Source organism: Coleofasciculus sp. G3-WIS-01 (assembly GCF_040223135.1).
In the GTDB taxonomy this organism is placed as follows: Bacteria; Cyanobacteriota; Cyanobacteriia; order Cyanobacteriales; family Coleofasciculaceae; genus Coleofasciculus.
This window is the reverse complement of sequence record NZ_JAVJZI010000064.1, coordinates 20,060-31,208: the sequence shown is the minus strand read 5'-3', so window position 1 is coordinate 31,208 and position 11,149 is coordinate 20,060. Positions and strand designations below refer to the sequence as shown.

The following is an 11,149-nucleotide window of genomic DNA, read 5'->3' as shown; positions in this document are numbered from 1 at the left end:
ATGGCTTATGAATAAAGAAATCCGCTATCTTGAACCATGTCTTGACTAGCGTTCCTAGCGGTATTCTAATTTGACCATCTTTAATCTTCAAAGCTTGTTTAGGATAACTGACAACAGAAAGACCGCCTTTCTTTAAATACTTAGGTAGTCTAGGATTGTCCGCTATCTTTCCTTTTCTGAACGCCTTCATCAACCCATCAAATGACTTGAAAGATTCGCTAACCGTTCTTAGCGCTTGTTGAGCTGCCTGAGAATAGAGGGCTTGGAAATGTTTGTTATTTTTATACTCCTTTTCTAAGTCATATTTACCGATAGTCCGCCGACACTTAAACCAGACTTGACGAGCATAATAAATACCACAGTTCATTAAGTTATTCGCTTCGGTGCAAATAAACTCTAGAACTGCAGTTAGCTCTTGATCTGGATTTAATAGTAATTGCTGACAACCGTACAATAACATCACCTCCAATTTTATGGTTATATTATATTACTTAAGGGGATTATTGCGGGATAAATCCCGCTGTCTTTACGACTTGCTCGGTTTCATCCCCCGACGCTCAGTACGGGGGAGCCTGCACCATCGCTCATGCTGTAATAAGAGTCAGATTACCAGCTATCGACACCCTATTATCGGTTTAAATGTCCAATTCTCAAGTTTTTGAACAATCCATCCCCATTAAAGCCAGCGCCACCACTGTTGAGCGCTGCATCACGGATCTGACGCTGATGCACCGTTGGCTCAATCCAGCCCTGCGCTGCTATCCGGTGGGTGAGTGGAGTACAGATATTGGTAGTCGCAGTCGCTTTGTGATTCAAATTCCTTTAGTACAGCCTACCTTAAACAGCGTCGTTGTGGAACGCGAACCTGGTTTAGTCGTTTGGCAATTCCAAGGATTTTTCCGAGGGCGCGATCGCTGGGAATGTCAACCCACGATTCTAGGTACGAGGCTGCTGAATCGTTTTGAGTTTGAAATTCCCAATCCTCTCGTCAGTTGGGGCTTTAATACCTTTGCCACAACCTGGACACAGCAGGATATGAAAGCCCAGCTACGACGCCTGAAACGAGTGGCTGAGGAGATTTATCAAGGGATGGCTTAATAATTTCAGCGAGTATATTAGATTCAGCGTTAACTAAACCGCGATTTGCCGCTTAATGCATCTTACCCGCTATGACGATTCTTCTCACCCTCGGTGTTATCGTACTGACTCTGATTTTATTCATCAGCGAATGGTTGCCCGTTGATATTACCGCACTCAGCATCATGGTGCTGCTGATTGTACTGGGATTAGTCAGCCCTGAGGAAGGAATATCCGGGTTTAGTAGTTCAGCCACTATTACCGTGATGGCAATGTTTATCCTCAGTGCGGGAATTGCCCGCACTGGCGCTATTCAAGTCATCAGTGAACTCCTCTTGAAGTGGGGAGGTAAAACGTCCTCCCAGCAGATTTTAGCGTTGGGGGCAATTGCCGGTCCGATTAGTGGTGTAATCAATAATACGGCTGTCCTGGCTGTCTTTCTGCCGATTGTGGAAGATTTGTGTCGCCAACAGCGGATTTCTCCCTCCAAGCTGCTTATTCCCCTGTCTTACTCTACGATTTTAGGGGGAATGATTACTGTAATTGGCACTTCGACAAACATTTTGGCAAGTGGTTTGTCGGATAAATTAGGGTACGGCACATTCAGTTTATTTGAATTCACCAAACTAGGACTGCTCACCTTCACGATTGGCTTGACTTACTTAGTGTTAATTGCTCCCCGATTATTACCCAATCGCAAAATCTCCAGTAGTGATACTCAAGAGTATGGACTTCAGGACTATGTGAGTGAAATTGTGATTCCCCCAGGTTCCAGCTTGGTCGGAAAAACCCTACGTTCGACTCAAATTCAGCGCAAATTTGATATGGACGTGCTGGAGATCATCCGTAACGATACCCGTTTCGCCCAACCTCTTGCAGACAAAGTGTTGCAGGCTGGGGATATTTTAATTGTGCGGGGAAGGCGAGAATGTTTGCTGAATATTAAAGATGAACGGGGAATCGATATTTTTCCAGATGTAGAATTTAGTAAAGAATCTATAGAAGAAAATCTGACATCCGGGGAAGATACGATTGCCGAAGTCTTAATTTTGTCGAACTCTGATTTGCTCGGATCGACCCTCAAAGAATTTCGCTTTCGGCAACGCTATAACCTGACTGTATTAGCCATTCGTCGTGGACAAGAATTCGTCCGGGAACGTTTGGGTAGAGTTCCGTTACGGTTTGGTGATTTACTGTTGGTGCAAGGACCTAAGCAAAGCTTTGTCGGATTACAAACCAGTCGAGATTTGTTGGTCTTTGAGCAACGAGACATGGAAACGTTTCGGCGAGAAAAAGCCGGAATTGCTGTGGCAATTGGTGTGGGAGTTGTACTGGTTGCTGCGTTTAACCTATTGCCGATTTTGGTCAGTGCCTTAGCAGGAGTTGTTTTAATGGTACTCACGGGCTGTCTGAAGCCAGGGGAACTGTATGGTGCGGTGCGCTGGGATATTATCTTTCTCTTAGCCGGATTAATTCCTTTGGGAATTGCTATGGAAAATTCGGGAACGACTAAATGGTTAGCTGATAATCTTGTCACCCTTGGTAGTAGTTTCTCTCCCTATTGGATGCTGACGTTTTTCTTTCTGATTACAGCGTTGTTGACCGAAATTTTATCTAATAACGCTTCGGTGGTTTTACTCTTACCCGTTGCGGTGCAAGTGGCTCAGACTTTGGAACTCAATCCTTTTGCCTTTATGTTTGCTGTCACCTTTGCGGCGTCGAATAGCTTTATGACACCGATTGGTTATCAAACCAATACCATGGTCTACAGTGCAGGAGGTTATAGGTTCCTAGACTTTTTCCGCGTGGGCGCTCCCCTGAGTCTGTTGATGACCGTTGTTATTCCCCCCTTGATTATTCTGCTTTATGGTTTATGAGTCATTTGTCATTGGTGGGGGAGTTAACCCGAATTTGGGATTACGAAATCTACCCGAACCAAGTACGATAAGTCTTTGACCCATCAACAATCAACGAAAACATGACCAAAGTACGGATCGGACTGCTGTTTGGGGGGCGTTCAGGAGAACACGAGGTTTCGATTTGTTCAGCACAAGCGATCGCGAAAGCATTAAGTACGCCGCCGAATACGGATAAGTACGAGGTTTTACCCGTTTATATTCAAAAAGATGGCATCTGGCAACCCCCAGACATCGCCGAGCAGGTTTTGGCTTCGGGAACGCCTCTAGAAGCCAATGGAGACGGAAACCTCTGGCAATTTCCGCCTCAGGTAGCTGAGGTGGATGTTTGGTTTCCTATCTTGCACGGACCCAATGGAGAAGATGGCACGATTCAAGGCTTGTTAACGTTAATGCAGGTTCCCTGTGTGGGTTCGGGTGTATTAGGTTCGGCAATGGCAATGGATAAGATTGCCATGAAAAGGGCATTTGACCAAGTGGGGCTCGCCCAAGTGAAGTATAAGGGATTGAGTCGCGCTCAGGTGTGGTCAAATCCCTGCGTTTTCCCGAAACTGTGTGATCAGATTGAGGAAACCCTGGGGTATCCCTGTTTTGTTAAACCTGCTAATTTAGGATCATCGGTGGGTATTGCCAAAGTGCGATCGCGAAGTGAATTGGAAGCAGCTTTAGATAGTGCAGCCAGTTATGATCGCCGGATTATTGTGGAAGCGGGAGTCGTGGCGCGGGAAGTAGAATGTGCGGTTTTAGGCAATGATCATCCTAAAGCATCTGTGGTAGGTGAAATTAGTTATACCAGCGATTTCTACGACTATGAAACCAAATATACAGAAGGTCGTGCCACGTTATCCATTCCCGCACCCTTACCTGATGGTGTGAGTCGTCAGATTCAGGAGATGGCACTCCAAGCATTTGCGGCGGTAGATGCAGCGGGTTTGTCACGGGTGGATTTCTTTTATGTGGAGGCGACTGGAGAAGTTTTAATTAATGAAATTAATACTTTACCGGGTTTCACCGCCACCAGTATGTATCCTCAACTTTGGGAAGCTAGTGGTGTGCCGTTTCCTCAATTAGTTGATCAGTTGATTCAATTCGCCCAAGAACGGCACAGTTCCTAAATCGGTGGACATTAAAGTGAACGGTTGAGAACTCGCTTCCCTTGAGAAGCAAGCTACGTTATTCGTCATTCGTCATTTGTCATTTGGAAACTGTAGGGGTTTGGTTACCAAACCCCTACTACCGTGGCTTGTGATTTTAGGTTTTTTAGCGGTTGGATAAATAGACATATCGCTGCTGGTAGATTATTTCAAGTCGGGATAATGCCTCTTTTGTATAGCGTTGGGCTTCAATGCAGATTGATTGCCAGAGGATATCGAGGGTGTTGAGGTTGGGACAATAGCGTATGAGGGTGCGACAAGCGGCAATCCACTGTTCAATTTGGCGGTAGCTGACGAAGTAACCGCCGATTCCTTTGATATGCACCCAAAGGACGTTATGCCATTTTTCCCAGTTGAGGATGCGCTCTTGGGGGATTCTCAGGTGTTTGGCGATTTGTCGAAGGGTGATGACGAAGGTGTTGGGCTTGATGCGATGGCGTATAGGTTGCATGGTAGATTATTGTGAACGGCTTGGCGGTTGAAACCGTAGCTATACAAACCAAACCTGACGGGAGCAGGTTTAAACTTCAATAAGCGCAGCGATAGCGGTGGTTTGGGAAATTTTTGGGTTGTTGAGGCTTGACTATTGTCAGCTCCAACGACCATTATGACAATATAGTAAACGAGTTACTCCTGTGTCAATACCCTACTCCAAATTTTCTGACCCTTCCTCGTATCTGAATCCAGCTAGTTGAGCAACCAATTCTAGATGTTTAGAAGTAGACAGAGGCGGATCATATAGACCAATTTCCCAATTACTGACAGTTTTCTGTTGCACACCAAGCCTTTGGGCAAACTCTACCTGGGTTAAACCCATGTGGCGGCGCAGTGCTTTGATGAGTTGAGCGTTCCACAGTACAGTGTCACCCACGCGCTGAACTTTAAGTTTTGCCGTAGGTTGGCGAAATGTCACCCGTTGCTGCTCAAAATCAACATCCTCAACCCGATATCCGGCTTCCATCCAAGCTGAAGCTTGCAGTGCGCCTTTGCTGCGATTGCTCCACCATGCCCGTTTTTTGCGTGCTGAGTCGGGTAAGGTGTCATTCATGATTTCCTCAATTTCTGCAAAGGTGAGAATGACTTCCTCTTGATTGCTCTGTTGCAGAAATTCTAGGAGTGGCTGGTACTTGCTATCTGGCTTCATGCTGCAAAACCTCTACGCCAATCAACGTCTGTGGGTTGAGATGCTGGTGGGACTTCTTTGTTGGTGCAGTGGGAAAGGGGCATGAAGCTGTTCTAGGGGACAGGTAATCATCTCTAGGATGCCAGAAAATTGGGGCGTGCGATCGCTCTCTCCTGCCAAATTGCCATTAGTAATCGAATCCAGCCTGATCAGTGACTAACAGAAGAGGTGAATGTAGGGGCGCAAGGCTTGCGCCCTCACCCCCTGCATCTATCCTGAGGAGAAACGCTATAATCGCTGTCGTAGTTGTTCTTCAAAGCTCCGTTTCAACCTAAATTGAGCGTTAGCCATGCCTTGGATGAGGGTATCGAGTTCTTCTGGCGGTGGCTTCTTTGTTTGCACCCAAGCCTCAAGAATATCTGGCAAAGTCAGATGGGAAATTTCCAACTCTTTGGCTACTTCACAAGCTTTATCATCCGACGAAAGGAATACTGCCTGCACTTGATAGCGCTGGGCTAGCACCAAGCAAGCTACCTCACCTTTACCTAACTGTGGATAGTTTGTCTGAAGTATCTCTCGCTTGTAGAGTTCCTCCACCGTTAAAATTTCAACAACAAGGCTTCCTCGATCAAAATGTTGATTGAGCTGCTCTGCATTTTTGAGCCAAGTTTGGAAACGCCGAGATTCTGTTAGCGGGAGTTGTTGTATTTGACGCTGAGCGTATCGTAGCCCCCTCCCTAGTTCACTTAACTCCTCATCATTGGCTTCTAGAGGAAGACTATCCTCATCGCGGTTATAAACTTCAGTGGGAAACCGCCCACAGGAGACATTGATAGCGTCTAGCAGAATTTCTATTCCTTGGGGGTGGGCAAAACTCATAACCCGCAGGACTACGGTATCTATAATAATTTGCGTCATACCAATTAACTGTTAATAAAAATAAATATAAAATATTATATTAACATTATGTTAATATTAAAATCAGCCTCAGCCTCTTTCAGGCTAATTCAGATGAACATGAATTACGAAATCCTAGGTCAGCGCCTGCGGCTAGCGCGTGAGCGATCTCGAATAAGTCAAACCGAAGCCGCTCAAGTTATAGATGTCACGGCGGCAGCTCTAAACCAGTATGAGAGCGGGAAGCGTCGGGTGGATGCTCTTACCTTGGAGCGTCTATCTCGGCTTTACGGAGTACCCCTGCGATCGCTGTTTGGCGAACAAACCGTTCAATCCGACTGGGAAGAAGCCTTACGGCTTAATTCTGAAACTATTTCTGCTTCGAGTAAGGCGGGAATTGCCCATTTGATTGAAAAGATTTATGCCCTAGAGGAACTTTACACTCAGACAAACACTCCTTTTCCTGGCGTTTCTCATCCACCTTTTGCCCCGCTTGCCAATCGCCTCTTGCTTGAAACCGAGACGGCGGTGTTAGCGGCTCAAAAGGCTCGATATCACTACAACTTGGGAATGGCTCCTCTAGTTAATTTGCGAAGCTTCTTAGAGGCTCAAGGATTAATGATATTTACCATTCCCTTTGGCAACGAACAAAATGCTATCTCTGGGCTATTTTTGTCTCATCCTAAACTGGGAAATATTATTGCTATTAACCAAGCTCAGACTGATACTCGTCTCTCTTTTAGCTTGGCTCATGGATTAGCTCATTGTCTCTATCAACATGACCAACCCGCTATTCTTTGTCACCATGGAGTTACTAATCCGTTAGAATGCTTTGCTGAAAAATTTGCTGCCTACTTCCTGATTCCTTCAGCAGCATTGCAGGAACGTTTACATAGTCTGGGCGTCAAACGGGTTAGGCATCCGGCGGAAGTTGTGCATTTAGCCCACTACTTTGGCGTTAGCTACGAAGAAATGCTAGTTCGATTGGATTGGGAACATCAACTCGCAGGTTCTCAGGAAGACTTTAAGCAGATTCAGTCCGCACATTTATCTAGACACTTGGGTTATAGTTCTTACTTTGAGAGTGGAGAGGGCTTTCTTCCCTTGGAAAAACGTTTACCCAGAATCTTCCTCGAACTTGCCTATCGTGCTGTTCTAGCGGACAAGTTATCCCTGCGACGGGTAGCGGAAATGTTGGGTATTAGCGATATTGAATTGGAGGATCGGCTGTGTACGAATGAGCAGACACTTGAAGAAATTGCCAGTTAATCAAGGGGTGTGTATGGAGTGCGATCGCTATGTTGTGCCAAGGTGGAGGCGCGGCGGTGCGTTTTTAATCCGGCTAAAAGTAGTTCCTCCTAAAAGTCTCTATCAATAAACAATAAACTCGTCATTATACCTAATCGGTAAGTCGTCTCAATCGACTGAAAGCTTATCACCGCAGACAGGGCAATCATATAACCATTTATCAGAATTTAAATCCGATTTTTTGTGGAAACTGTCTTTGAATTTAAGAAGACGATGATGCCGATTTCCCTGACAGTGAGATACCACCCAAAAATCACCGCATTGTTTACAAGAACAGTAGAGTATGGTTTTAAATCTAGGATTACAAGCTAAAAAATAATCAATAAGTTCCGTTTCGCTGTATTTTTTTGCTAGCCAGCTAGTCCGAACTTCAACTCCGTATTCAAGTTGATGACTACAAGCAATGCAGACTGTTTTTAGGGAACCATGATATTGCAGTAAAAGCCGAATGAGCTTTTTAAGCTGCCTTTCTGTATCTTGTTTGGGTCTTAATGAAATCGCGCCATACTTATGACCACTATAATCAGAGCAATTAGCAAGATGCTTGGTTTTAGTAATTAACGAATAACTATTATAGTCTTTTGCTTCTTTACCTGATATATTTACTAGAGAATTTATTTCTATATTAAAATGTTTCTGAAGGATCTGACTAAAAGGAACTTCTCCCCAATAATCTATTGATTCATCTGTATGGAAAATAAAACTAGCATCTGAATTTAGATAATTAAGATATTTGTCTCTTGCCACTCCAAGTACATCTTCAACAAAAGTATTATGACCTTGTTGTTGATAGTTTTTGTATTTAGCATCAAAGCAATATTGCTTGAGTTCGTTTCCTATGGATATCTTAATTCTGATATCTGGCTTTTTCCCGTTGAACCAATTATTATACCAAAATAAAACCGTTATTTTCTTAGCTTTATCAATATATCCTTGCAATTGGAATCTAATATTCTCAGGAAGTTTAAGACCTTCAGAAGTTAAATTCCGATTCTGCCGATAAACCCGAAAATCGCTATCTAGGGTTAACACACAACTCCCTTTGATCAACTCACTCATCCTGACCAAACACCCATCAGTTAATGACATTGGAACATTCTGCTCCTGATTCATCAACTCTCTAACTCTTCCTATTTCATCACTAAGTTGATGAGGGCGTTTTTAACAGTATCATGGTAAATATCTTTGGCTGGCATAGAAAGAACTGACGATTAACTGCCCAAAACCACCTGTAAATCGAGTACAAATCCTGGTAAAACATCTTCCCCTGATAAACTCACAGGCGACTGTAAAACCTCAACCTCCCGATTCGGTCGATAAATTTCAACCAGTTTATTCTTCGCATCAATCAACCACCCCAAACGCAACCCATTGTCTAAATATTCCTGCATCTTTTTGCGTAAAGGTTCCATATTGTCACTTTTAGAACGCAATTCGATCGCAAAATCCGGACACAGTGGCGGAAATGATTCCTGTTGTTCTGGTGTCAAAGCATCCCATCGTTCTTGACTCACCCACGATGCATCAGGAGAACGATCTGCACCATTAGGAAGCCGAAACGCTGTCGAAGAATCAAAAGCAACTCCCAAACCAGCCTGACGGTTCCATGATTGAAGCTGAAACGCGATATCAATATTCCGTTTTCCGGTAATTCCCCCAGTGGGTGGCATAATAATTAATTCTCCTATAGCTGTTCGTTCGAGTCGCACATCGCGATTAGCCGCAGCGAGTTTCTCAAACTGCTCCTGAGTAACTTTTAGGGTTTGTGGGATAATAATTGGAATCATTGTTCGTTACAAGTCAAAAATGCGATCGCCTGTTTTTCTCCCTGTGGGCGCACGTCTGTCATCCGTGTCAACTTAAGAGTTTGTATGACTAGCGCTCAAAGTTTAGATCCCCCTAAATCCCCCATGGAACAAAAAGCGAAGCATCCTCTGGCTTCCCCCTTTTTAAGGGGGACGGGAGGGGGATCAAAAGGGGGACTTTGATTAATTTCTGGTTCCCCCCTTTTCCCCCCTTTCAAAGGGGGGCTAGGGGGGATGGGGTCTAGGGGGGATCTCTGATTAAATAAGGGTTTCAGCCTTAAGTTGATACTAATGACGTCACTGCGCTCCTACGAGACTAATTCTTGAATTTATGGCTGATAAATTGACTACTAATGCCACAACCAATGGCAAGCACCACTACAATGACTTGACTGGCAAGATAATGATGATGGTGAGGATGATCCTCTTGAATCTGGCTGATCGCCTCGAAATCAATCCCGCGATCGCTCACCGGAATCACTAACATATCCCAATGACTGTCTTCACCAATCTCCACCTCCCACTCTCCACTGACGGAGTAATCGGGTTCAAAGACAAACATCCCTTGTTCGTTTGTCCTTCCTGCAATCGGCGCATAGTCTAAACCCTCAGGAGGATGGACAATCACAGGTGCATCTTTAAACGCTTCCCCTGTGCTGAACACGGATTGAATTTCTAGGGAATTAATCTTTAAGTGATAGTTGGTTTCCACTCCATGGGCTAGTGCTTGGCTGGGAAAGCCCAAAATACTGATAAGTACCAGTAGGACAACAAAGAACTGTTTTACTTTCATTGGATATCTGTGAAAAGGTTGTAATTGATTTTGCCTTATAGAGAGGTAGTGATTGAAACAAATGTTAAACCAAAGCCAATGACCATGATCACGATCGCACTCAAAATTGATAACTTTTGCAACACTTGATCCGTTTGCGGTAATCGCTCTAGCCACTGGCGAGCATAAATGGCGACGACACCCAAAATAACCAACACTGATGCTAACCCCAGACTAAACCCGCCCACCAAAAACAGCCCATAGCTGATCTGGTGTAATGCAACGGCACTCAATAACATCACCAATGCAGATGGACAAGGAATTAATCCCCCCGCAATCCCTAATTTAACCAGGGAGGAAAAGCTAGTGGGTGAGTGGGTGTGTGAATGGGAATGGGAATGGCAATGGGAATCGGAATGCAGCCGCTTTCTCAGCAAGCTCAATCCGAGAATACCAATGGTTAACCCGCTCACGAAACTCAGCACCGGATAGGATTGTTCAGGTAAGAAGTATTGAGAGGCAAACAGCGCGATCGCACCTAAGAGGAAAATACTCAGTGTATGGGTAAAGGTTATGGTTAATCCCAGTAAAACAGCCTGCTGTGCAGTACCTTGAGAGCCAATAAAATAGGCGCTTACAAGGGTTTTACCATGTCCAGGGGAGAGCGCATGAACCGCACCGAATCCAAACGCGATCGCAATCCCGATTAAAATCGTACTTAACGTCGGTTCAGATGCGATCAGGTTCGGTACAGAGGATGTGTGACTCAAGTGAGCTAAAATAAATGCTTGTGACATGAAAACTGGGTGCTTTTTACTAATGTTCAACTCACCCCTAAAAGCGGTGAGTTTAAGTTTATCGGCTAAATATCGTGCGGCGATATTATAGCTAGCACTTAAATCCAATGGCACTGAAAATTGGCATTTTGGAATCGCCAAAACCCTTGATATAGCGCTTTGCGCTGTAATAAAGTACAGTCGCTCAAAGTCCCCCTTTTTAAGGGGGATTTAGGGGGATCGACAATGTACCGCATAGCCGAGCAAACTGCTGTATCCCGTAGGGTGGGCAATGCCCACCAGCCTTAATTCAGTGTCATT

Annotated in this window: 11 protein-coding genes and 1 pseudogene; 4 read left to right on the top strand and 8 right to left on the bottom strand. The window is 44.6% G+C overall.

Annotated elements, in window-relative coordinates; translation table 11 throughout:
- Positions 1 to 460, bottom strand: a pseudogene (locus RIM23_RS06530) (RNA-guided endonuclease TnpB family protein); the annotation flags it as partial.
- Positions 461 to 639: 179 nt separating this feature from the next.
- Here RIM23_RS06530 and RIM23_RS06525 point away from each other — a divergent pair.
- From RIM23_RS06525 to RIM23_RS06515, 3 genes are all read left to right on the top strand, one after another.
- Positions 640 to 1,098, top strand: coding sequence for an SRPBCC family protein (locus tag RIM23_RS06525; RefSeq protein WP_446365511.1), 459 nt, complete (start codon positions 640 to 642; stop codon positions 1,096 to 1,098).
- 71 nt (positions 1,099 to 1,169) lie between these two features.
- On the top strand, positions 1,170 to 2,954 hold the full coding sequence (locus RIM23_RS06520; RefSeq protein ID WP_446365509.1) for an SLC13 family permease: 1,785 nt from the start codon (positions 1,170 to 1,172) through the stop codon (positions 2,952 to 2,954).
- 101 nt (positions 2,955 to 3,055) lie between these two features.
- Positions 3,056 to 4,108 carry a D-alanine--D-alanine ligase family protein gene (locus tag RIM23_RS06515; RefSeq protein WP_446365507.1) on the top strand — a complete coding sequence of 351 codons (1,053 nt, stop codon included), beginning with the start codon at positions 3,056 to 3,058 and terminating at the stop codon, positions 4,106 to 4,108.
- Positions 4,109 to 4,253: 145 nt separating this feature from the next.
- Here the strand turns inward: RIM23_RS06515 and RIM23_RS06510 are convergent, their stop codons facing one another.
- From RIM23_RS06510 to RIM23_RS06500, 3 genes are all read right to left on the bottom strand, one after another.
- Complete coding sequence (locus tag RIM23_RS06510) at positions 4,254 to 4,598, bottom strand: hypothetical protein (protein ID WP_446365505.1); 345 nt, start codon at positions 4,596 to 4,598, stop codon at positions 4,254 to 4,256.
- Between the two features lie 195 nt (positions 4,599 to 4,793).
- A complete protein-coding gene (locus tag RIM23_RS06505; protein ID WP_446353595.1) occupies positions 4,794 to 5,291 on the bottom strand; it encodes a helix-turn-helix domain-containing protein in 498 nt (165 codons plus the stop codon).
- Positions 5,292 to 5,558: 267 nt separating this feature from the next.
- Positions 5,559 to 6,188 carry a hypothetical protein gene (locus tag RIM23_RS06500; RefSeq protein WP_446365503.1) on the bottom strand — a complete coding sequence of 210 codons (630 nt, stop codon included), beginning with the start codon at positions 6,186 to 6,188 and terminating at the stop codon, positions 5,559 to 5,561.
- 93 nt (positions 6,189 to 6,281) lie between these two features.
- On the opposite strand from RIM23_RS06500, the gene RIM23_RS06495 reads away from it, so the two are divergent.
- Complete coding sequence (locus RIM23_RS06495) at positions 6,282 to 7,436, top strand: helix-turn-helix domain-containing protein (RefSeq protein ID WP_446365501.1); 1,155 nt, start codon at positions 6,282 to 6,284, stop codon at positions 7,434 to 7,436.
- A gap of 147 nt (positions 7,437 to 7,583) precedes the next feature.
- Here RIM23_RS06495 and RIM23_RS06490 read toward each other — a convergent pair whose 3' ends face one another.
- From RIM23_RS06490 to RIM23_RS06475, 4 genes are all read right to left on the bottom strand, one after another.
- Entirely contained in the window at positions 7,584 to 8,588 is a 1,005-nt protein-coding gene (locus RIM23_RS06490) for a hypothetical protein (RefSeq protein ID WP_446365499.1), read from the bottom strand.
- Positions 8,589 to 8,686: 98 nt separating this feature from the next.
- Positions 8,687 to 9,262, bottom strand: a complete 576-nt coding sequence (locus tag RIM23_RS06485) for a Uma2 family endonuclease (RefSeq protein ID WP_446365497.1) — start codon at positions 9,260 to 9,262, stop codon at positions 8,687 to 8,689.
- Positions 9,263 to 9,596: 334 nt separating this feature from the next.
- Positions 9,597 to 10,073: a hypothetical protein gene (locus RIM23_RS06480; protein ID WP_446365495.1), complete on the bottom strand. Its 477-nt coding sequence runs from the start codon at positions 10,071 to 10,073 to the stop codon at positions 9,597 to 9,599.
- A 35-nt stretch (positions 10,074 to 10,108) separates the two neighbouring features.
- Positions 10,109 to 10,849: a nickel/cobalt transporter gene (locus RIM23_RS06475; protein ID WP_446365515.1), complete on the bottom strand. Its 741-nt coding sequence runs from the start codon at positions 10,847 to 10,849 to the stop codon at positions 10,109 to 10,111.
- Positions 10,850 to 11,149 lie beyond the last annotated feature (300 nt).

What these genes read in the sequence shown, in the direction of transcription:
- RIM23_RS06525 (WP_446365511.1), top strand. Translation starts at nt 640, where the DNA reads ATGTCCAATTCTCAAGTTTTTGAACAATCCATCCCCATTAAAGCCAGC.
- RIM23_RS06520 (WP_446365509.1), top strand. Translation starts at nt 1,170, where the DNA reads ATGACGATTCTTCTCACCCTCGGTGTTATCGTACTGACTCTGATTTTA.
- RIM23_RS06515 (WP_446365507.1), top strand. Translation starts at nt 3,056, where the DNA reads ATGACCAAAGTACGGATCGGACTGCTGTTTGGGGGGCGTTCAGGAGAA.
- RIM23_RS06510 (WP_446365505.1), bottom strand. Translation starts at nt 4,598, where the DNA reads ATGCAACCTATACGCCATCGCATCAAGCCCAACACCTTCGTCATCACC.
- RIM23_RS06505 (WP_446353595.1), bottom strand. Translation starts at nt 5,291, where the DNA reads ATGAAGCCAGATAGCAAGTACCAGCCACTCCTAGAATTTCTGCAACAG.
- RIM23_RS06500 (WP_446365503.1), bottom strand. Translation starts at nt 6,188, where the DNA reads ATGACGCAAATTATTATAGATACCGTAGTCCTGCGGGTTATGAGTTTT.
- RIM23_RS06495 (WP_446365501.1), top strand. Translation starts at nt 6,282, where the DNA reads ATGAACATGAATTACGAAATCCTAGGTCAGCGCCTGCGGCTAGCGCGT.
- RIM23_RS06490 (WP_446365499.1), bottom strand. Translation starts at nt 8,588, where the DNA reads ATGAATCAGGAGCAGAATGTTCCAATGTCATTAACTGATGGGTGTTTG.
- RIM23_RS06485 (WP_446365497.1), bottom strand. Translation starts at nt 9,262, where the DNA reads ATGATTCCAATTATTATCCCACAAACCCTAAAAGTTACTCAGGAGCAG.
- RIM23_RS06480 (WP_446365495.1), bottom strand. Translation starts at nt 10,073, where the DNA reads ATGAAAGTAAAACAGTTCTTTGTTGTCCTACTGGTACTTATCAGTATT.
- RIM23_RS06475 (WP_446365515.1), bottom strand. Translation starts at nt 10,849, where the DNA reads ATGTCACAAGCATTTATTTTAGCTCACTTGAGTCACACATCCTCTGTA.